The sequence below is a fragment of the Microbulbifer sp. A4B17 genome (genome assembly GCF_003076275.1).
GTDB lineage: Bacteria > Pseudomonadota > Gammaproteobacteria > Pseudomonadales > Cellvibrionaceae > Microbulbifer.
Map to the genome: position 1 here is coordinate 3,131,610 of NZ_CP029064.1, position 19,786 is coordinate 3,151,395.

General features: G+C 52.2%; 17 protein-coding genes. 7 read left to right on the forward strand and 10 right to left on the reverse strand.

Annotated elements, in window-relative coordinates; translation table 11 throughout:
- Positions 1 to 51: 51 nt before the first annotated feature.
- A complete protein-coding gene (locus BTJ40_RS13940; protein WP_108733663.1) occupies positions 52 to 690 on the reverse strand; it encodes a TIGR00730 family Rossman fold protein in 639 nt (212 codons plus the stop codon).
- Between the two features lie 160 nt (positions 691 to 850).
- On the opposite strand from BTJ40_RS13940, the gene lexA reads away from it, so the two are divergent.
- Positions 851 to 1,456 carry a transcriptional repressor LexA gene (gene lexA, locus BTJ40_RS13945; RefSeq protein ID WP_108733664.1) on the forward strand — a complete coding sequence of 202 codons (606 nt, stop codon included), beginning with the start codon at positions 851 to 853 and terminating at the stop codon, positions 1,454 to 1,456.
- 66 nt (positions 1,457 to 1,522) lie between these two features.
- Here the strand turns inward: lexA and BTJ40_RS13950 are convergent, their stop codons facing one another.
- The 4 genes from BTJ40_RS13950 to BTJ40_RS13965 form a co-directional block, all read right to left on the reverse strand.
- Entirely contained in the window at positions 1,523 to 1,780 is a 258-nt protein-coding gene (locus tag BTJ40_RS13950) for a hypothetical protein (RefSeq protein ID WP_108733665.1), read from the reverse strand.
- Between the two features lie 87 nt (positions 1,781 to 1,867).
- Positions 1,868 to 2,359 (reverse strand): DUF6586 family protein, encoded by a 492-nt coding sequence (locus BTJ40_RS13955; RefSeq protein WP_108733666.1) that lies wholly within the window; start codon positions 2,357 to 2,359, stop codon positions 1,868 to 1,870.
- Between the two features lie 3 nt (positions 2,360 to 2,362).
- Entirely contained in the window at positions 2,363 to 5,050 is a 2,688-nt protein-coding gene (gene topA, locus BTJ40_RS13960) for a type I DNA topoisomerase (protein ID WP_108733667.1), read from the reverse strand.
- Between the two features lie 207 nt (positions 5,051 to 5,257).
- Positions 5,258 to 5,788 (reverse strand): hypothetical protein, encoded by a 531-nt coding sequence (locus tag BTJ40_RS13965; protein WP_108733668.1) that lies wholly within the window; start codon positions 5,786 to 5,788, stop codon positions 5,258 to 5,260.
- A 145-nt stretch (positions 5,789 to 5,933) separates the two neighbouring features.
- On the opposite strand from BTJ40_RS13965, the gene BTJ40_RS13970 reads away from it, so the two are divergent.
- Positions 5,934 to 6,377: a universal stress protein gene (locus BTJ40_RS13970; RefSeq protein WP_108733669.1), complete on the forward strand. Its 444-nt coding sequence runs from the start codon at positions 5,934 to 5,936 to the stop codon at positions 6,375 to 6,377.
- Positions 6,378 to 6,428: 51 nt separating this feature from the next.
- On the opposite strand, the gene BTJ40_RS13975 is transcribed toward BTJ40_RS13970, so the two are convergent.
- Positions 6,429 to 8,288: an ATP-binding cassette domain-containing protein gene (locus BTJ40_RS13975; protein WP_108733670.1), complete on the reverse strand. Its 1,860-nt coding sequence runs from the start codon at positions 8,286 to 8,288 to the stop codon at positions 6,429 to 6,431.
- A 156-nt stretch (positions 8,289 to 8,444) separates the two neighbouring features.
- Between BTJ40_RS13975 and BTJ40_RS13980 the strand changes: the two genes are divergently transcribed.
- Positions 8,445 to 10,451 carry a transglycosylase SLT domain-containing protein gene (locus tag BTJ40_RS13980; RefSeq protein ID WP_108733671.1) on the forward strand — a complete coding sequence of 669 codons (2,007 nt, stop codon included), beginning with the start codon at positions 8,445 to 8,447 and terminating at the stop codon, positions 10,449 to 10,451.
- Between the two features lies 1 nt (position 10,452).
- Here BTJ40_RS13980 and BTJ40_RS13985 read toward each other — a convergent pair whose 3' ends face one another.
- Together BTJ40_RS13985 and BTJ40_RS13990 are read right to left on the reverse strand one after the other, a co-directional pair.
- Positions 10,453 to 10,698: a glutaredoxin family protein gene (locus BTJ40_RS13985; protein ID WP_108735275.1), complete on the reverse strand. Its 246-nt coding sequence runs from the start codon at positions 10,696 to 10,698 to the stop codon at positions 10,453 to 10,455.
- Positions 10,699 to 10,703: 5 nt separating this feature from the next.
- Positions 10,704 to 11,561 (reverse strand): FHA domain-containing protein, encoded by an 858-nt coding sequence (locus tag BTJ40_RS13990; protein ID WP_108733672.1) that lies wholly within the window; start codon positions 11,559 to 11,561, stop codon positions 10,704 to 10,706.
- 328 nt (positions 11,562 to 11,889) lie between these two features.
- Here BTJ40_RS13990 and BTJ40_RS13995 point away from each other — a divergent pair, with 328 nt between their 5' ends.
- The 3 genes from BTJ40_RS13995 to rcsF are packed head-to-tail and all read left to right on the forward strand — an operon-like array spanning position 11,890 to position 15,664.
- The gene (locus BTJ40_RS13995; RefSeq protein WP_108733673.1) at positions 11,890 to 12,807 is read left to right on the forward strand and encodes a PP2C family serine/threonine-protein phosphatase; all 918 of its coding nucleotides are present in this window, start codon (positions 11,890 to 11,892) and stop codon (positions 12,805 to 12,807) included.
- A 16-nt stretch (positions 12,808 to 12,823) separates the two neighbouring features.
- The gene (locus BTJ40_RS14000) at positions 12,824 to 15,217 is read left to right on the forward strand and encodes a bifunctional serine/threonine-protein kinase/formylglycine-generating enzyme family protein (RefSeq protein ID WP_108733674.1); all 2,394 of its coding nucleotides are present in this window, start codon (positions 12,824 to 12,826) and stop codon (positions 15,215 to 15,217) included.
- Positions 15,218 to 15,247: 30 nt separating this feature from the next.
- A complete protein-coding gene (gene rcsF / locus BTJ40_RS14005) occupies positions 15,248 to 15,664 on the forward strand; it encodes an Rcs stress response system protein RcsF (protein ID WP_108733675.1) in 417 nt (138 codons plus the stop codon).
- A 93-nt stretch (positions 15,665 to 15,757) separates the two neighbouring features.
- Here the strand turns inward: rcsF and rlmKL are convergent, their stop codons facing one another.
- Positions 15,758 to 17,956 carry a bifunctional 23S rRNA (guanine(2069)-N(7))-methyltransferase RlmK/23S rRNA (guanine(2445)-N(2))-methyltransferase RlmL gene (rlmKL, locus tag BTJ40_RS14010; RefSeq protein ID WP_108733676.1) on the reverse strand — a complete coding sequence of 733 codons (2,199 nt, stop codon included), beginning with the start codon at positions 17,954 to 17,956 and terminating at the stop codon, positions 15,758 to 15,760.
- Between the two features lie 452 nt (positions 17,957 to 18,408).
- Here rlmKL and rmf point away from each other — a divergent pair, with 452 nt between their 5' ends.
- A complete protein-coding gene (gene rmf, locus BTJ40_RS14015) occupies positions 18,409 to 18,660 on the forward strand; it encodes a ribosome modulation factor (protein WP_108733677.1) in 252 nt (83 codons plus the stop codon).
- 49 nt (positions 18,661 to 18,709) lie between these two features.
- Here the strand turns inward: rmf and BTJ40_RS14020 are convergent, their stop codons facing one another.
- Positions 18,710 to 19,759 carry a quinone-dependent dihydroorotate dehydrogenase gene (locus tag BTJ40_RS14020; protein WP_108733678.1) on the reverse strand — a complete coding sequence of 350 codons (1,050 nt, stop codon included), beginning with the start codon at positions 19,757 to 19,759 and terminating at the stop codon, positions 18,710 to 18,712.
- Between the last annotated feature and the right edge of the window lie 27 nt (positions 19,760 to 19,786).

A 19,786-nucleotide genomic window follows, 5' to 3' on the forward strand; every position in this document is an offset into this window, starting at 1 on the left:
CAAGCATCATTCTGAAAAAATCTTTAGTACTTTAATTTTCTCCTGGAGCAATTAATCTTTCACCTGCATATATTTCATTATCAAAGCCGCAGCCTCATCTACACTATCAACAACATGAAAGAGATCGAGATCGCCGGCATCGATACAGTCGCGTTCCAAAACGGTATTCACCAACCAATCGTAAAGCCCGCTCCAGTAGTGCTTACCCACCAGCACAATAGGAAAACGCCGCACTTTCTGTGTTTGCACCAGGGTAAGCGCTTCAAACAGCTCATCCAGGGTGCCATATCCCCCGGGAAGCCCGACGAATCCGAGCGCGTGTTTTACAAACATAAATTTCCGCACAAAAAAGTAACGGAAATTCAAACTGATATCCTGATATGGATTTGCCGCCTGCTCAAAAGGCAGCTCTATATTTAATCCAATCGATGTGCCCGGCTGCCCAAAGGCCCCTCGGTTACAGGCCTCCATCAGTCCCGGCCCACCACCGGTGATCACGGGAATACCTTCCGCTGCAAGAAGCTCCCCCAGTTTAACGCCCTGCTTATACTCGGCGCTGTCTTCTGTGAACCTAGCCCCTCCAAATACTGTCACAGCGCCACCCAAGGCTATCAGTCGCTCAATTCCATCAACCAGTTCAGACTGAATACGAAGCACTCTCCAGGCTTCCTGCATTTTTGCATCCAACATTATTTTTCCCTCATTGTCAGTTCCTTCAACGTTTTCTTGTCTCCTTACTTTCTCCCTCAATGTAGCAGCTCACAAAGGCTAAAACCTGAGGATTGCACGAACAATAAATCTGTATATAATTCCAGCAACTGTATATAAATACAGAAAACTAGGTAAATCTATGACCAATCTCACCGCTCGTCAGTCCCAGGTTCTCGACCTGATCAAGTCCTACCTGGATGAAACAGGCTACCCACCAACACGGGCAGAAATTGCCCAGGAGCTCGGCTTCCGCTCGCCCAATGCCGCCGAGGAACACCTGAAAGCGCTCGCCAGAAAAGGCGCCATTGAGATGGTTGCCGGCGCCTCCCGAGGCATACGAATACCCGATCACCAATCCGGCCTGCCAATTGTAGGAAGGGTTGCTGCGGGGAACCCGATCCTCGCCAATGAACATATTGAAGATTATTGCGACTTGCCCGCGAGCTTCTTCCATCCACCCGCAGACTACTTGCTTAGAGTGCACGGCATGAGTATGCGAGATGCAGGTATTCTCGACGGAGATTTACTGGCGGTACAAAAGACCGAACAGGTGCGTAACGGCCAAATCGTAGTTGCCCGTATCGATGACGAAGTCACCGTGAAACGCTTTCGTCGCAAAGGGAACCAGGCAACCGTTCAGCTGCTTCCTGAAAATGATGACTTTGAATTAATTCAAGTCGATATGAGAGATAAGAACTTTGTTATTGAGGGATTGGCGGTAGGGGTGATCCGCCAGACACCTTGAGCATATCCTCAAAACAATAACAGCGGCCATTGGCCGCTGTTATTAAAACCCGTGGTAATGCTGGTATTAGTGGATAGTATGATTTACCGGCATCAACTCGTCTTCTTCTTCGAAGTAACCTGCTTCAAGATCGTCCAGATTTTGTACAGCTTCAATACCCGCTTCCAACATGGCTCGGGCCACAGCAACCTTATTCTTTCGCAGAAACTGAAGACTTTCTGCAGAAAAAGAAATGCTCACCAAAGGGTCCTCCTTATGGCCAGCACGACGCAAGGCTACATCGCCATTAGCCAGCTCGATAATTTCAAAAGTTTCGGAGGACATTCGCTTTTCCTTCACGGCACAACAGTTTGCGCCCAGTGTACCACAGGCTCGCGAAAAGTTTCATTCGCTCGTTTTATGGGGGGTTCTTCAGCACTCATCCAAATGAGCGCGCTGCCTCACCACCAACTCGTTCAAGCAGCGATGCCATTCGAACAGCAGCTCTTTGGACAAGGGTGCAAATTCCGGCTTGGCAACATCACTGTACAACGGGATTAAATTTGCCTGCTGTTTTTTATCACCCGCAACCACAGATATTTTCTGCTGTTCTTTCCAGGCGTGGAGCATATGAAACAGCCAGCTTTGTGGGTCGCTAACCAAGCCAGATAACTCATTAGCCTCCGCGCTGGCCCTTCCCTGCCCCCTTAGCGCATCAATAATTAACTGCGGGGACTCCGGCTCAAATTCGAGCTGAAGCTGAGTCGCCTGTTCCGCAAGAAAGGCCCGGTAGGCTTTGCACAGCTGCATCAAGGCAGCCTCCTCCAGCGCATCGCGCTGAAGGGGCATATCCCATGGCTGCTGCAGCAACAGCTGGCTCTTGCGCAGAGCCGAAGTGACATGAATCGTATAAGGGTTAGTCATTATCTACTTCTTTGCCGCCGTTTTTTTAGCCGCAGGCTTCTTGCGCTTGGCGGCAGTGCTCTTGGTAGAAGCCTCTACTTTCCAACCACCATCGCGATAAAAAGCACGCCAACCAGTAGCCTTGCCCTCTTCCTCAGACTGAACATATTGCTCCTGAGTTTTGCGACTGAAACGAACCACGGTATCCCGCCCGCTGTCATCCTGTGTCGGTGCAGAAAACAGGAAGCTGTACTTTGGATCTATCTCGCTCTGATGAGGAAGCAATTCTTTGACCAAGGGAGCACGAGTCTCACGGTTTTTCGGGAACTGACTGGCAGCCAGGAATAGGCCAGAGGCACCATCGCGCAGGATATAGTGATCCTCCACTTTGATACATGCCAGTTCAGGCATGGGAACCGGATCCATTTTTGGTGGCGCCGGCTGCCCATTTTTCAATAACTTACGGGTGTTTTTACAGTCTTCGTTAGTACAACCAAAGTACTTGCCGAAGCGGCCCGACTTCAACTGCATATCACTGCCACACTTATCGCACTCGATGATAGGGCCGTCATAGCCTTTGATTTTAAAAGTGCCCTGCTCTATCTCGTAGCCGTTGCAATCCGGGTTATTGCCACAAATATGCAATTTGCGCTGTTCATCCAGCAGGTAGCTATCCATGGCTGTGCCGCACTTGCCGCAGCGGCGCTTCTCCCGCAGCAATCTGGATTCAGCTTCCTCATCTTTATCCGCATCGACCGCTTCATCGCCTGAAACCAGATTCATGGTATTGGTACAGCGCTCTTTAGGCGGCAGCGCGTATCCGGAACAACCCAGGAATACCCCAGTGGAGCCGGTGCGGATCTGCATGTGGCGGCCACACTTGGTGCACTCGATATCGGTATCTGTCGGCGTATTGCGACGCATTCCCGCGTCAGCAGATTGCGCTTTTTCCAGGCGCCCGGAAAAGTCCAGGTAAAACTCATCGAGCAGTTGCTTCCAACCTTTATCACCGTCGGCAACCGCATCCAGGGATTCCTCCAGGTTTGCGGTAAATCCGTAATCCATCAGGTTCTTGAAGCTTTCACTGAGGCGGTCGGTAACAATATCTCCCATTTTCTCTGCATAAAAACGGCGGTTCTCCAGCCGCACATAACCACGATCCTGAATCGTGGAAATAATGGAAGCGTAGGTGGATGGGCGACCGATGCCGCGCTTCTCCAATTCCTTAACCAGAGCCGCTTCACTAAACCGCGCCGGCGGCTTGGTAAAGTGCTGTTTGGGGTCAAGTTGCTGTAGGGACAGCTTGTCGCCAACCTTCACATCTGGAAGCACCAGGTCTTCATCTTTCTTACCGCTGGGTGGCGCTACTTTCAGAAAGCCATCGAAGCGAATCACACGGCCCCGCGCACGCAGCTCAAAGTCACCGGCGCTGACCACAATGGAAGAAGAAGTGAACTGGGCGGGGGTCATCTGGCAGGCGACGAATTGCTGCCAAATCAGGTTGTACAATCTCTCTGCGTCCCGCTCAACACCGGACAACATATTCGGGGCGATACGCACATCGGACGGGCGGATAGCTTCGTGCGCTTCTTGAGCACCCTCTTTGCTGCTATAGCTATTAGGGCTTTCCGGCAAATACTTATCGCCGTAATTCTCGGCGATATAGTCCCGCACCGATTCCACAGCCTCTTTACTGAGGTTGGTAGAGTCGGTACGCATATAGGTGATATGGCCAGCTTCATATAAACGCTGGGCCAGGGTCATGGTTTTCTTCACACTGAAGCCGAGACGATTACTGGCCGCCTGCTGCAGGGTGGAGGTAATAAATGGTGCGCTGGGTTTGGAGCTGGTTGGCTTGTCGTCACGGGCGGAAACAACAAACTCACTGGACTGAAGCTGCTTGGCAGCACTCATCGCCAGCTCTTCGTTGGTAGGACGGAAGGCCTCACCAGCCTGCTTCTTCACCTCGAGGCGCAGCTTGGCAGCCTTTGCCGTCGCAGTATCGGCAAACAGAGTCCAGTACTCTTCCGGGATAAACGCGCGAATTTCCCGCTCCCGCTCAACCACTAGGCGAACCGCGACGGACTGTACACGCCCCGCTGACAAGCCCCTGGCAACTTTCTCCCACAGGAGCGGGGATACCATGTAGCCCACGATCCGATCGAGGAAGCGGCGCGCTTGCTGGGCGTTTACGCGATTAATATTCAATCGGCCGGGATCTTTAAAGGCCTCCTGAATCGCAGACTTAGTAATCTCGTTAAACACCACACGGCGATAGCGATCGTTATCGCCGCCAATTGCCTCGCGCAAATGCCAGGCAATCGCCTCTCCCTCGCGATCCAAGTCCGTTGCGAGATAGATATGGTCGGCGCCTTCGGCGAGCTTTTGCAATTCGCTCACCACTTTCTCTTTACCCGGCAAAATCTCGTAGTGGGCCTGCCACTCGTGATCCGGGTCGATCCCCATGCGTTTAATCAGCTGATCGCGGTTTTTCTTCCGCTTGTAAGCCTCTTTCGCCTCGGGGGAAAGCTTGCGTGTTTCCGCCGCACGACGCGCGCGCTCTTTTGCGTCAACCGGTTGTTTATTGCCCCCACCAGTGGGCAAATCGCGAATATGGCCGACACTGGACTTCACAACAAAGTCCTTGCCGAGATATTTATTGATGGTTTTCGCTTTGGCCGGTGATTCGACGATGACCAGTGATTTACCCATAAGCCTTTGATTTCAAATGAAAATTTACTACTGTTGCAGGTCTTTCAAGCCCTCTTATCGGGCTTGTGCTGCGCGAATATATAAGCCTCACTTCAAGCGCGGTCAAGCAAAGCTGACAATTTTCCACTCTCAGTCATCAAAATTAGCACTGGTCAGTCTGCCGAAATGCGACTTAGTAGACGCTCTTTTACACCACTATTGGAGTGCTCAGGACAGCTCCTCACTCGCCGGATGGGAGCTGACTTTTCGAATGGCTTCCTCTATTAAAGGAGTGTACTCATCCAGTGACTTCATAAGTTTCTGGAAGGCCTGATTACCACCGGACTCCGGCCATTGAATCCCGAGACCTACCGGGGTTGCAGTTATGGCACAGGCATCCCGCGGCAATGTTTCCAACATCTGGCGCAAATACTTCCACGCCTCTTGCGGCGCTGGCTGACCATCTGCCCAATCCCAAACACCAGAAAAATTCAGTTCGTGGTCAATTCTTTGCTTGTCCAGAACCCAGCCTACTCTCAGATCTTTGCGGTTCTGCCAGCGTTGATAGTAGACAGCTGCAGTACCATCACCCAAAGCCGCAGGCAGTGCTTGGATTTGTACAGTAATGCCAGCCTGGGCCGCCCGACTGCGCAGGTCCGCAAGACGGCTGTCACGCGCATTGGGTTTTAGCCACATCACCGGACCCAACACCAGCGCGATGGCAAACCCGATGATAATCACCGGCAACCAATCAGACATAACCACACCTCATCAGTGGAAAAAAGTGACTATTGTGCGGTGTTCCGCGTGATCTATGTCAATCGGTTTTTTTTACGGTAGACTCAAAATAGGTGTCACAAGGGTGTTTTTCACATTCAATAAAAGGGATAGGAGCAGGTTAACTATGGCGAAATACCAACACATCCTCGTGGGCTTGGACCTCTCAAAAGAGTCTTCCCAGGTGCTCGAAAGAGCTGCAGAAATGGCCGAGGCGTTTGGTGCGGAGTTGAGCTTACTGCATGCCATTGAGCCCCTGACTTTTGCCTACGGCGGCGATATCCCGATGGACCTTTCCGAGGTACAGGAGCAGCTGCAGTCCCAGGCCAAGGAACAACTTCAGAGAGCAGCCGACCAGCTAAATATCCCCTCCGATCGCCAGCATGTAATCCTCGGCCAGCCATCTACTGAGATTCACCGAATGGCCAAAGATATTGAGGCAGATCTGATAATTATCGGCAGCCACGGTCGACACGGCCTGGCGCTACTACTCGGCTCTACCGCAAATGGCGTCCTCCATGGAGCCAAATGCGATGTTCTGGCAATTCGAGTGCATATGGACGACGAATAACCCGGCTGAGATAGAGGGGAAGAGGCGTTAATTGCAACTTCCCCCAGTCTCTTACTCGTCACCTCCCTCCAGTTCTGACCAGCGCTCAAATGCCTCTTCAAGCTGAGCTTGTTTTTCCGTAAGGGTATTCAGTTTGGACTGCACCAGCTGCTGTTCCTGCTGATAAAAACCGGGGTCAGCAACCTCTTGCTCTATATCCCCAATCTCTTCTTCCAGAGTCTCAATTAAGATGGGAAGGCTATCCAGCTCTCTCTGCAGCTTATAGCTCAGTTTCTTTTTCTTCGCCGGAGCCTCCTCCTGAAGCTTCTCTTTCGGTTTACTGGCCGCAGGCTTTGCTTCTTTCAGCTCTGCAACAAAGCTGCCCCCTTGGCGTACAAAATCACCATAGCCACCAACGTATTCGCGAATGCGACCATCACCTTCAAATGCGAGACATGATCCCACCACATTATCCAGGAAGGCGCGGTCGTGACTCACCAGCAAAACAGTGCCGCCGAAGTCGAGCAGTAACTGCTCAAGCAGTTCCAGAGTTTCTACATCCAGATCATTGGTGGGTTCATCGAGCACTAAAATATTGGCGGGCTGGCTAAACAATTTTGCCAGCAAGGCGCGATTTCTCTCTCCACCACTCAAGGCACTGACCTTTGTGCGAGCTTTGACGCCACTAAAAAGAAAATCTGCCAGATAAGACATTACATGGCGACTCTTTCCGCCAATAGTCACGGAGTCGCGACCTTCAGCGACATTATCGAGCACGGTTAAATCGGGATTCAGCTGGTCCCGGCGCTGATCGAAATAAGCCACTTGCTGCTTGGTCCCCAGGCGAACATTTCCCTCCTGGGACTTTAACTCTCCCAGCAGCAACTTGATCAAAGTGCTTTTACCGACACCGTTGGGGCCGATTAAACCGACCCGATCTCCGCGCATCAGCGTGAATGACAAATCTCTAATCAGCGGCTGTTCATCGGGATAGGCGAAAGTGACCCCCTTCAACTCAGCGACCAGCTTGCCGGACATCTCACCACTATCCAGGGCCATCTTGGCAATCCCCTGCTGGGTCCGGCGCGCCTCCCTCTGGCGCCGCAGCGCTTGAAGCGCTCTTACCCGCCCTTCATTGCGAGTCCGGCGCGCCTTGATCCCCTGGCGAATCCAGGTTTCCTCCTGCGCCAACTTCTTATCAAACAGGGCCTCATTTTTTGCCTCTTCTTCGAGAAGCTTCTCCTTTTCTTCCTGGTAACGATCAAATTTACAGCGAAAGGTCCGCAAGTATCCGCGATCCAGGTCCCAGACACTGGTGGCCAGGCGTTGCGCCAGAGCACGATCATGACTCACAAACAAAAGGGCGCCGCGATAGCTGGCAAGGAAATTCTCCAGCCACTCTACCGCAGTAATATCCAAGTGGTTGGTGGGTTCATCGAGAATCAGCAGATCCGGCTCCACCACCAGTGCACGAGCCAGAGCCGCACGACGCTGCCAACCACCGGAGAGGTCGGCAACTCTTTCGTCCGCATTGAGCCCCAAACGATCCAAAACACTGTCTACTTTTGGCAACAATTCCCAACCGTGAGCCAATTCGATTCTGGCCTGAAGATCCGCTGTTGGGGACTCCCGGTACGCCGACAAAACAGCGCCGATGTCACCCAACCCCTTCGCCACATATGCGTAGACAGAGTCGGTACAATCGGCGGGCAATTCCTGCTCCAATACCGCCTGAACCATACCGCTGGCACGAACAATCTCGCCGCTATCTGCGTCAATTTGCCCGGCAATAAGGCGCAACAGGCTGGATTTTCCCTCCCCATTCCGCCCCACCAGGCATATACGATCTCCACGCTCAACTTTTGCGCTGACATTATCTGCCAGTACCTGGGTCCCGTAACGAAGACTGACCCCATCCAATAGAAGCAACATAAATAGGCACTACAATTATCAAACCCGAACCTCATTCCCGCTGATGAAAGAAGCGAAGTTGGCTCTTTCGGGTTCTGTGAAAAATCAGCTATTTTACGCGTTTTTACCGTATAGTCAGTCATAGCTGGAAACACATGTCCAACTGAGGTAATTGAGATGTCAGCTGACGCAAAAGGAATCGCGCTTCTTTCCGCCCTAATCATCGCCTATCTCTTTGGAGCTCTGCCCGTATATGGACAACCAGTTCAGGCAACCCTTAAGGCACCGGAGGTGTCCGAAAGTGATCGTGCAGCACAGAGACAAAAGTTGCACCAGTCCCGGCAGGCGATCAAAAACAAGGACCGACGGCACCTGCGGACGCTCAAAGCTGAACTGAAAGATTATCCACTTGCCGCTTATATTGACTATTGGGAGCTCAGTGAAAAACTGCACCAATTACCTTTAGAAGAAATTGATCAATTTTTAGAAAACAATAGAGGCACAGCCATCGGCGATTGGATGATGGTCAGGTTGCTGCGTCAACTCGGCAGCCAGAAGAAATATGCGACTTTCCTGCGCTATTACCAACCTGAACAGTACAGTCGCGCCTCTCTCCGCTGCTACTACGCCGATGCCCTATCGCGACGGGACGGTTTCCAGGGAGAAACTCAGAAGCTGATATCAGAACTCTGGCTTGTCGGGCGATCCCAAGTTGAGGAGTGTGATCCGGTTTTTGCCCGGTGGATGAAGAGCGGAGGCCTGACCCAAGAACTCGCCTGGAAGCGACACCTGCTGGCAGTCGAGGAGGGCAACCTCGATTTGGCACGTTATATCGCCAAAAAAATGACTCCAGCCCTAGCACAGAAAGCCAAACTTTTGCGATCGATTCATCGCAACCCACAGAATCTCCTCACCCACTCCCAGTTCGCCTACAACCCACTGGAGTATCGCGATATTGTGTTGCACGGCCTACACCAGCTGGCAAAAAAGGACGCCGTCAAAGCTGAAACTGCCTGGCATCGCTATCAGGCCAGTTATCTTTTTTCCGATGCCCAGCAGGAAGCCATGTTCAAGCATTTGGCGCGACAATTTGCCCGCCAGGATAATATGCAGCGACTGCAGCAACTGGTTGAACATCACACAGTGACAGACGGCCGCACCATCGAGTGGCTCGCCAGGCAATCCCTGCGCGAGTTAAATTGGCAGCAGGTCGCCTTCTGGATTGACCGTTTGCCGGAAGACAAGCAGCAACTCGACCGCTGGATCTACTGGAAGGCCCGCTGTCTGGAGGAGCTGTACGGCAAAGGAAGCTCGGAAGCTTCTTCTCACCTCTATCGCAAAGCCGCTCGCAACCGCAGTTACTACGGCTTCCTCGCAGCGGACACTTTAGGGCAGCAATACAGTTTTGAGCACCGGCCAGCGCCAATCACCCCAATCCAGGTGCAGGATATGGCCAAGCGTCCCGAATTGCAGAGAGCTCGCGAATTACAGGCGATAGGGGAACTTTTCCACGCTCGCAGGGAATGGAGTTATGCCACGCGGACCATGGACCACCAGGAATTGCTGGCAGCCGGAAAGGTCGCCAGCGCCTGGGGCTGGTACCATAAATCAATTCAATCGGTGCTTGCGGCTGACTACCTTGACGACCTGGAACTGCGCTTCCCTCTCGCATTTTCCGATATTGTTCAAGATGTCAGTAAACAGGTCGGCGCTCAGAGTTCCGCACTGGAACCTTACTTAATTTACGCCGTGGCACGCCAGGAGAGCCACTTCAGCCACGATGCAAAATCGAGCTCCGGCGCCCTGGGATTAATGCAACTTCTTCCATCCACAGCAAAAGCTACAGCGCGTAGAGCAGGCGTACGCTACCGTCGCAGCTGGGATCTGTTGAGCCCCAGTACCAATATCGCACTGGGCAGTTTCTACTTAAGCACTTTGCTCAACCGCTTTGACAACAACCGCTTTCTAGCGGCCGCCGCCTATAATGCTGGACCAACCCGCGTGGCGAGGTGGCTAAAAGAGACTCGCAAGCAGCTGCCATATGATGTGTGGATTGAAACTATCCCGTTTAGCGAGACTCGTAACTATGTGCAAAATGTACTCGCCTACTCGGTAATTTACGCCTACCGAAGTGGTACAAAACTACAAATGCTGCGGGAGAGCGAGGCTGCGAGCCGGCTGTGAGTTAAAGCCGCGCTTCCAGCCAGTCTTGCAACTGCTCCCGGTCAAACGGCCAGGAGCAGACATCCTCAGGGTCTCCCAGGCCAATCACCGGTATACGGATCGAAAAGCGCTCCATCAGTGCTTCGTCCTCAGCGATATCCACCTCGCGAAGGCGCAGATTAAATTTTTCCAATACGGGCCAAATTTCAATTTTGGCTTTTTCGCACAACCCGCAACCTAAAGTAGTGTAGAGTAAAAGCTCTCTCATATTGCTCACCCAATAAAACCCTGATTAGTGCCCCAGAGGTACCCGGCAGCGCCCAACACTAAAACAGTGACCAACAACCAGACTTTGCCTTTGGCCTTTGGCTTATCTTCCACCTCTTCCTCTGGCAAACTGCTGGGTTGTATTGCGTGAGGAACTGTAACCGCTTCCCCTGGAAGGGATGGTGCACTGCGCATCTCGAACTCCGGTAAAGCCGGGCGTACGGCCGTACGGTTATTATCATCAGCCGGACCTACAATCGAAAAACTTAAAGTATCGAATCGAAGCTCATCCCCTCTGCGCACCCGGCTCTCGCTCACTTTTCTATTATTGACAAAAGTCCCATTTGCCGAACCCAGGTCAATAACAAACAGCAGACCCTCTCTTACCTCAAGACGGGCATGACGGCGAGAAAGGTGAGAAAGGGAAAAAGTAATGTCGCACTCATCAGAACGCCCTACTACTGCGCTTTCCTTCACTGGGAATACCTTTCCCGCAATAGCCCGGTGATTGGCCCGCAGCGCCCAGGCAATACCTTTGCTGGATGTTGCCCTGGGGGAATCAGATTTAAGCTTAGTAACCTTGGGATCGATCACCTGAAGTAAACGGCTGCCCACTTTGATCTGATCGTTTATTTTTAATTGGCAGGGAGTACCAGTTGACTTGCCGTTTAGCAGTATACGGGCCGCACCCGATAAATTGTGCAGAGTAAGAGTATCGCCATCAACTGCGATTTTCAGATGCGACTTCGCAATGGAATCATCCGCGATACACAAGTCGCTACTCTGTGCCCGCCCCACAGTTACTCCCGGAGATACCAGCCAGACGCTCTGACCGAGATCATTTACATCACAAAGTTTGAGCATCGAAGCCGCTCCTAAAGCCATAAAGGACGTGTAAAAATTGTCCGATTATTGAAGACAGTGAGCTTAACTAATGTTAAAAAGCAGCCGAAACGCTCACTTTTACTGGTAAAGTTGAGTTTATCATGGGCAATATCATTAGCGTGTGATTCGGTTTGCAGCTTAAAATGCCCCAAAGGTCTAGTATTTAACACATTGAGTTCAGCGATGACCTAACTTAAGCGATCGGCAACCCGAGTAAGCCGAAAGCGCAGCAGGGAAGAGGCGTGTGATTACCGGAGGGTTGTCACCGTTAGAAAGATCAAAATAAATTACAGGTAGTTGCACGCCAGTGAGTGAAGCCAAAGTACGCGAAGTATCACGGCACAGCGGGACAGTTCAGAATAGCAAAGATGCTACACGCAGTGCCGGCGCCACCCATACCGGCTATAGACGTGAACAGAACGAAGATGCCTATTGGGCTGCTGAAGACAAAGGCATCTGGGTTGTCGCCGATGGCCTGGGCGGTCACCATGCTGGTGAACTCGCCAGCAAAACTGTTGTTGAAGAAATCCAAAAATCGGCGGAAACTGACAGGCACTATGAGCGCGCCCTGCAAAAAGCGCATGCTTTATTACTGGGTGACGAGCAAACTGCAGCCAATATGGGCTCCACTGCAGTCGTTGTTGCCGAAGAAGGCGACTATTTCCATATCTACTGGGTAGGCGACAGCCGCGCTTATCTGTGGGCTCCAGGAGGGGGTAAAGGAAAACTCACCCAACTTACCAGTGACCACTCCTACGTACAGATGTTGATGGACTCGGGCGCTATCAACTCTGAGGAGGCCGCCATCCACCCCAACCGACACGTCATTACTCGATGTATCGGCGGTAGTACCAATCCCAAGCTTGAGGTAGACCGGGTATCCTATCGCTGGGCTGCAGGGCAGAGGCTACTTATCTGCAGCGACGGACTTAGCTCTGAAGTACCAGCTGATTTAATCACTCAGATATTGGCAGAAAACAGTGATATCCACAGGGCCACAGAACTTCTAATTGCAGCAGCGCTTGATGCGGGAGGAAAGGACAACGTCACCGTTCAGGTCATAGATGCTCCGGCTGCGGCACAACTCTCCCCCACCACTTCCCTTGATTCAATTAGAGAGCCCAACCCACCCGGCTCCACAACCAGAAAATATCGCCCCCTCATTCTCCTACTTGCAGTCGCTCTAGCCAGCGCAGCTGCCTACGGACTTTCATTCCTGCTTTGAAATAGGGAAAGCACAAATGGAAGTCGTCAATAGCGGTACCTCCTCACTGCAAATACCGGGCTACCGCATCCTTAAGAAGATCAATCAGGGCGGGATGTCTTCGGTTTACCTAGCTGTGCAGCGCAGTGTAGGCCGGCAGGTTGCACTCAAGGTTATGTCACCAGTATTGAATGCTGATCCTATTTTTAGCGAACGATTCCAGCGGGAAGCGAATATCGTCGGACAGCTTTCACACCCCAACATCGTCGGTATTCACGACATTGGCCGCTATCGTAGCCTGAACTATATCGCAATGGACTATATGCCCGGGGGCTCGGTCTCTGAGCGGCTGGGTAAGGGTGGACTGGAGCCGCTGGAAGCGCTCAATGTGGTACGCCAGGTCGCCATGGCCCTGGACCATTCCCACAGCAAAGGCTATGTACATCGAGACCTGAAACCGGAAAATATCCTGTTTCGTGAAGATGGATCGGCCGTGCTCAGCGATTTTGGAGTGGCCCGAGCTATTGCTAGAACCACCCGCATGACAAATAGTGGCATGGTTGTGGGCACCCCACACTACATGAGCCCGGAACAAGCGCGTGGAGCAGCGGTTGACGGTCGTGCCGACCTCTACAGCCTCGGGGTTGTTTTCTATGAAATGCTCACAGGGGCCGTGCCCTACCAGGCAGATGAAGCCGTCGCCATAGCGATTAAACACCTGACCGACCCAATACCAAGACTACCAGCCCGCCACGCACTCTATCAGCCTCTGCTCGATCGATTTCTGGCCAAGGATCCGGATAAACGTTTCCAGCGTGGCCTGGATATCGCCGATGCCGCAGATGACTTGGTCGCAGCACTCGCCGGGAAGCCCGCAAATCAAATTAGCCAGCTCAACAATTCATCCTTAAACAGCGCCAGCCTGGCAAAAGCATTGATATTGACAATCTATGGCAGTGTGACAGGCCGGCTCGGAAACATTGCAGCCAGATGGAAAGGAACAGCAACATCAGAGCGGCCAGAACGCAAAGAGCAAGACACAGTAGTGCGCCTGCGACAGTTCCTCGCCGAGCCAACAAAGCACAAGCGCTCCTGGCTTACGAGTACATTAATTGCTCTCTGCCTCACCACAACCTGGGGCCTGTACAGCGTTATTGATTACAAGGCGGGTTGGCTGCTGGGAATACCAGTGCTGGACAGCGCTGCCGAATTTACCGCAACCTCGCTTCTTGACAGTGAAAAGACGGAGGCAGTCTCTGAAACCTCTCATGGAACAGAAAAATCCAAACCAATAAAGCCGCAGGATTCCAACCCAGATAAACAGGAAAAAATTGCGCAAGAAGAGCCGCTCCTTGCACCAGGCCTACAACCCCTGACACCCACCACCAGTAACAAAGCACCCATTGAAAGTGACAATAGAAAGCCCTCAGAAGAGACCGCACTTCAGCCCAAAAAGCCAGAAATCGAGAGCCAAGACCAGCTGTACAGCCTGACCATCAACACGCAACCCCTTGACGCCCGTGTACGGGTTATGAATATAACTCCGCGATACCAGCCAGGCATTGCACTAAAGCCTGGCAGGTACGATATCGAAGTGAGTAAGCCGGGCTTCAGCAAAGCTCGCCAATGGGTCCTACTAGAGGAAAAGAACCTGGAAATAGAGGTTAAGTTGGAGCGTGCCTACTTTATTGGCAAGAGGTTTCAGTCTGAACTCTCTTCCGGTGGCCTGGGACCCAAAATGGTCGCCGTGGGAGCCGGCAGCTTTACTATGGGCAGTAACCAGCGGCGATTGGCCAGCCCCGCACACAGAGTGCAGGTCAAGCAGGACTTTGCCATCTCTATTTATGAAGTCACTTTTGCCGAGTACGATCGCTTTGCCGAGGCTACTGGCAGCGCCAAGCCAAGCGATGCCGGCTGGGGACGCGGCGACAGACCTGTCATCAATGTGACCTGGCGGGATGCTCAAAGGTATGTGAAATGGTTGTCGAAGGAATCTGGCAAGCATTACCGACTGGCCAGTGAAGCTGAGTGGGAATACGCTGCCAAGGGAGGCAACTCACATCCATATTGGTGGGCTTCCAATGATGCAAGGGGAAAAGCCAATTGTCGCCGAGGTTGCTCCAGCGAGTTCACGAAACTGTTCAGCATCAGTACAGCCCCCGTGGGACATTATCAAGCAAATCCATTTGGCCTTTTTGATACGGCGGGGAATGTCGCTGAGTGGGTGGAGGACTGCTACCAGGCAGGCTACGACCCCACAAAAACCATTGCTACGGCGGTAAAGATTAACGGCTGCCAGCTTCACACAGTGAAAGGCGGTTCAATGCGCGACACCTCTAGCAAAATATCTTCTGACTATCGAAAAGGCCTAAATGAAACAGCACGCTCTAAGGATGTCGGAATACGTGTTGTGATGGAACTTGATCAATAAGACCTAACTAAAATAATAGAAGGAACTTCAATGCAACGATTGATATTCGCTATCTCTTTATTTTTACTTACCGGCTGTAGCGGTATAGAACTCCGAACAAACGCAGATCAATACATCTCCGGTAAAGTAAAGTCCACTCTGATAAAAGAATACTCTTTCGCAGAGGTTCATCGAAGTAATGGGACTCTACTGGGTAGAGTATCTGCAAGCAGCTGCCAAGCCTCATCCTCTGATGAAAAACCCAGGCCAGAAAACATTAAAAAATTACTAAAAATCAAAACCCACAACCTTGGCGGGAACGCCATAGTTGTCGAAGGTTGCTCTGCACAAGTTTCTGCGGGTTGCTTAGAATTTATTGAGTGCAGTGGCACGGCTTATGCAATTCCAGAACACAATGAACATCAGGAAGCTCGTGGCCGGCCAAACACACCATATCAAGCATTTTAACTATAAAGTAAGGGGCCGACTGATCTAAAAACGAAGCCGGCTCTATGCCTACTTACCAAAACTCCCTCTAAAGGCCGCCCCCCTTTTGCAAGTTTACTTTGCCTGCAGCTCCCAAACATTATGAATTTTAGGGTTGCGCTGAAAATCCTTATCCAGAAGACTCAGTTTTTTCACTGAAAATTCGCTAGAAATTTCTTCATCCATCTTAAAGCTGCGCAAGTTGTTGGAGAATACCAGGCGCCCCTGGGGTGACAACAGGGACATACACTGACGAATCAACTTGCCGTGATCCCGCTGGACATCCAATACACCGCTCATCTTGGCGGAATTGGAAAAACTCGGGGGGTCCAGGAAAATCAAATCATAATGGCCTTTCCTGTTCTGCTGGGCAGACTCAAGCCACTGCAGGCAATCGGCCTCAACCAACTGATGGCGATAAGGGTCCATACCATTAGCACGGAAATTTTGTGCCGCCCAGTTTTGATAGGTTCGCGACATATCGACGCTAGTGCTCTGCTTACAACCACCCAGAGCCGCTTGGACCGTCGCACTGGCGGTATAACAGAAAAGGTTCAGGAATGTTTTACCGGCAGAAATTTCTCGCAGGTATTTGCGCACCGGGCGATGATCCAGGAAAAGCCCTGTATCCAGGTAGCTCCACAGATCCACAGCCAGCTCAGCGCCATACTCCCCAACCCAGAGCTCCTTTCTCGATTCAGTCTGCTTCTGGTACTGACTCCCGCCCTTACCCCCGCCCTTATGGCTATGGCGACGGCGCTCTTTGATACTGATATTGGCGCGGGGCAATTCGAGTACGGACTGGAGGGCCCTTAATAAGTCCCGCAGACGTCCCCGAGCTTTCTCTTCTTCAATAGTGGCCGGTGGGCGATATTCCTGCAGGTGCGCATAAACACCCCCATCCAGGGTTTTATAGACATCGATTGCTGCCGCGTACTCCGGTAGGTCAGCATCGTAGAGACGATAGCAATCCACACCACTTCTCGCCGCCCATTTGCCCGTTGTGCGCAGGTTTTTTCGCAGGCGATTGGCTACCATTTCCGCCTGGGGTGAAAGCTTCGGCCCAGTGTCTTCACTCACGACCGCCCCACCTTGAGCCCGAACCTCAAACATCAGTAATTGGCTGGGAATGCTGCCATTGTAGAGCTGGTACTGCTTGTGGGAGCGCAAGCCAGTGGCATAACCGAGTTCCGGGTTGCCGGTAAATACACCGACCAACCAGCCCGGAAATTCAGCTTTTAATTGCCGCCCCAGCTCAAAATAGGTCTCTCGCAGGGCCTCCTGCTCACCCAAGCGCTCTCCGTAAGGTGGGTTTGTCAAAACCAATCCCGCCTTGACCTCCCTATGACTCGGCACTCTAAACCCTGCTACCGGGCGGCAACTCACCCGTACCTGGCGTTCCAGTCCAGCCCGGGCAATATTAGCCTCGGCCGCAAACAGCACTTTCGCATCGGCATCGTAACCGCGAATCTCTGGCAGTTCACGAGCCAGGCCAATGCCTTGACGCTGCAACGCCTCCTCGCGAAGCTCATTCCAGATGTCGCTCTGATGGTTCAACCAGCGCTCAAAACCAAAACTATCCCGCATCAGCCCTGGTGCTATGTCGGCAGCCATCATCGCGGCCTCAACCAGAATAGTGCCCGAACCACACATCGGATCGAGCAGGGCCCCACCTTCTTCAGCAATTTTTGCCCAACCGGCGCGCAGCAGCAGGGCTGCAGCCAAGTTCTCTTTTAGTGGCGCCGCGCCAATATGGGTTCGGTATCCACGACGGTGCAGGCTATCGCCGCTCAGATCGATCGCGATATCCAACTTATCCCGGTGCAAGCGCAGGGCTACTGTCAAATCCGGGTGGTGCTTTTCAATACTGGGACGAGCTCCCAACTGTTGGCGAAGGCGATCGACAATGGCGTCTTTTGCTTTTTGAGCACCAAACTGGCTATTGCGAATGGCTCGGTTTGTTCCAGAAAACTGCAACCAGAGTTTGCCCGAAGGGCGAATATGCAGCTCCCAGGCTTGCTCAGCAACCGCCCGGTACAGGTCTTCCGCAGTGGATATATGCACCTGCGCCAGGCGCAACAGAATACGGTTGGCCAAGCGACTCCACAGACAGCAGCGGTATGCCAGCTTGAGGGTACCGGAAAAATACACTGCCGCCGGCTGCTCCCGCACGGACTCCGCACCCAGTTCACGTAATTCATTGGCGAGTAGCCCCTCTATTCCCTTGGGGCAGGTAGCTGTAAACTCAAGTTCTTCAGTTTGTAAATCTGTCAAAATACTTACTCATTAATTTCCTCCTTTGGAGGAATTTTGTGCATCGCCAAAGACCTCTTGCCTAAAGGTGCCAGCAAAAAGTCTGCGCCATCATCTCGCACAAATAAAATCCGGAGGCAAAGACTTCTCATTCCCTTACCCAGGGAAATTGAGCACTAGAGCTTTGCCCTAAAAGAGGACGATTATCCCACTTTGTGGCAGAAGAGAACACGCCCTGCCGTCAAATACTACTTGCCCCATGAGTCACCCCGGCACGATGGGTACAGAACTGTAATGGCATATTCCGATCCCCGCTCAACCACTTTACTCTTTTTACTGAGGTGGACCGTGCAGGTCCGTTCAGAGGTGCATTTAATTCACTAAAATTAATTGGGAGACACCCAAAAATAGAACCGTTTGCGAACCTGCCGATAATCTGTCCACAGATAGACAAAGTAGAGGTGCCTTATACGATGAAACGCCAAAAACGAAATCACGCCGACAGGGCATTTTACAAGGGCTATTTGGCAGCCCTGAACAACAAGTCTATGGATAGTTGCCCATTTGTCGAAGAAGATCCTCATCAGGAGTGGATCAACGGTTGGCGTGAGGGGCGGGAAGACTACTGGAATGGCTTTGACAGAGTGACAAAGGCGCAAAAACTGGAGATCTATGGCGCCGTTTCAACCGACATTCAATACCCCGACGGATGGAGCACCATCTAATGATGGCATGGGGGCTTGTCGCCTAAGCCCCCACTCCAAAAATCACCAATTAATCAGCAACCTGCTCTTGAATTGTTCGACGGCGCTCCAACGCGATGGCTTCTGCCGCTTCACGAATTAATTCAGGCCCCCGATAGATAAACCCGGTGTAAATCTGCACAGCGGTGGCCCCGGCACGAATTTTCTCTGCGGCACTGTCGCCGTCAAAAATACCGCCAACCCCAATAATCGGGATTTGCTTACTCAGCCCTTTCGACAGCAGCTCAATGACCTTAGTGGATTGACTCCGCAGGGGTTTGCCGCTCAAACCTCCCTCTTCGTCACCATGGGGCAGTTTGGCAACAGAGGACTTATCAATCGTCGAATTGGTTGCGATTACACCATCGATATCGTACTCGCACAGTGCCTCGGCTATCTGCGCCACTGCATCGCCTTCCATATCCGGGGCAATCTTGACAGCCACAGGTACGTAGCGATCACTTTTCTGTGCCAGCTCCATTTGCTTGTCTTTAATGCTGCCGAGCAAGCGGTTAAGACCATCACCGAACTGCAGGTCACGAAGCCCCTTGGTATTAGGAGAGGAAACATTGGCGGTGATGTAGTCGGCGTAACCGTAGACCTTGTCCATGCACAGACAGTAATCATCGGCGGCCTTTCCCACCGGAGTATCGAAGTTCTTGCCCACATTGATACCTAAAACGCCACTGTAGCGACGCTTTTTCACCCGCTGAATCAGGGAATCAACACCGAGGTTGTTAAAGCCCATGCGATTGATAATTGCATCGGCCTCTTCCACCCGAAACAGCCTCGGCAGTGGATTGCCGGGTTGGGGGCGCGGTGTCACAGTGCCCACTTCAACAAACCCAAAGCCCAGGGCCCCGAAACCATTAAAGGCCTGCGCGTTCTTGTCCAGACCAGCGGCCAAGCCGACCGGGTTGGGCAAGGTGAGCCCCATCAGCTCAACCGGATCATCCGGGACCGACTTTTTGTACAGAGACAGCAAGCCAAGGCGCTCTGCCGCGCCAATGGCATCAATCGACAAATGGTGGGCCCGCTCAGGGTCAAGCGCAAACAGGGCTTTACGCAGTGTTGAATACATACCTTTCCTTACGTGGGGAGACGAACC

What these genes read in the sequence shown, in the direction of transcription:
- BTJ40_RS13940 (WP_108733663.1), bottom strand. Translation starts at nt 690, where the DNA reads ATGTTGGATGCAAAAATGCAGGAAGCCTGGAGAGTGCTTCGTATTCAG.
- BTJ40_RS14000 (WP_108733674.1), top strand. Translation starts at nt 12,824, where the DNA reads ATGGAAGTCGTCAATAGCGGTACCTCCTCACTGCAAATACCGGGCTAC.
- topA (WP_108733667.1), bottom strand. Translation starts at nt 5,050, where the DNA reads ATGGGTAAATCACTGGTCATCGTCGAATCACCGGCCAAAGCGAAAACC.
- rcsF (WP_108733675.1), top strand. Translation starts at nt 15,248, where the DNA reads ATGCAACGATTGATATTCGCTATCTCTTTATTTTTACTTACCGGCTGT.
- rmf (WP_108733677.1), top strand. Translation starts at nt 18,409, where the DNA reads ATGAAACGCCAAAAACGAAATCACGCCGACAGGGCATTTTACAAGGGC.
- BTJ40_RS13985 (WP_108735275.1), bottom strand. Translation starts at nt 10,698, where the DNA reads ATGAGAGAGCTTTTACTCTACACTACTTTAGGTTGCGGGTTGTGCGAA.
- BTJ40_RS13955 (WP_108733666.1), bottom strand. Translation starts at nt 2,359, where the DNA reads ATGACTAACCCTTATACGATTCATGTCACTTCGGCTCTGCGCAAGAGC.
- BTJ40_RS13970 (WP_108733669.1), top strand. Translation starts at nt 5,934, where the DNA reads ATGGCGAAATACCAACACATCCTCGTGGGCTTGGACCTCTCAAAAGAG.
- BTJ40_RS13990 (WP_108733672.1), bottom strand. Translation starts at nt 11,561, where the DNA reads ATGCTCAAACTTTGTGATGTAAATGATCTCGGTCAGAGCGTCTGGCTG.
- BTJ40_RS14020 (WP_108733678.1), bottom strand. Translation starts at nt 19,759, where the DNA reads ATGTATTCAACACTGCGTAAAGCCCTGTTTGCGCTTGACCCTGAGCGG.
- BTJ40_RS13965 (WP_108733668.1), bottom strand. Translation starts at nt 5,788, where the DNA reads ATGTCTGATTGGTTGCCGGTGATTATCATCGGGTTTGCCATCGCGCTG.
- BTJ40_RS13950 (WP_108733665.1), bottom strand. Translation starts at nt 1,780, where the DNA reads ATGTCCTCCGAAACTTTTGAAATTATCGAGCTGGCTAATGGCGATGTA.
- BTJ40_RS13980 (WP_108733671.1), top strand. Translation starts at nt 8,445, where the DNA reads ATGTCAGCTGACGCAAAAGGAATCGCGCTTCTTTCCGCCCTAATCATC.
- lexA (WP_108733664.1), top strand. Translation starts at nt 851, where the DNA reads ATGACCAATCTCACCGCTCGTCAGTCCCAGGTTCTCGACCTGATCAAG.
- BTJ40_RS13975 (WP_108733670.1), bottom strand. Translation starts at nt 8,288, where the DNA reads ATGTTGCTTCTATTGGATGGGGTCAGTCTTCGTTACGGGACCCAGGTA.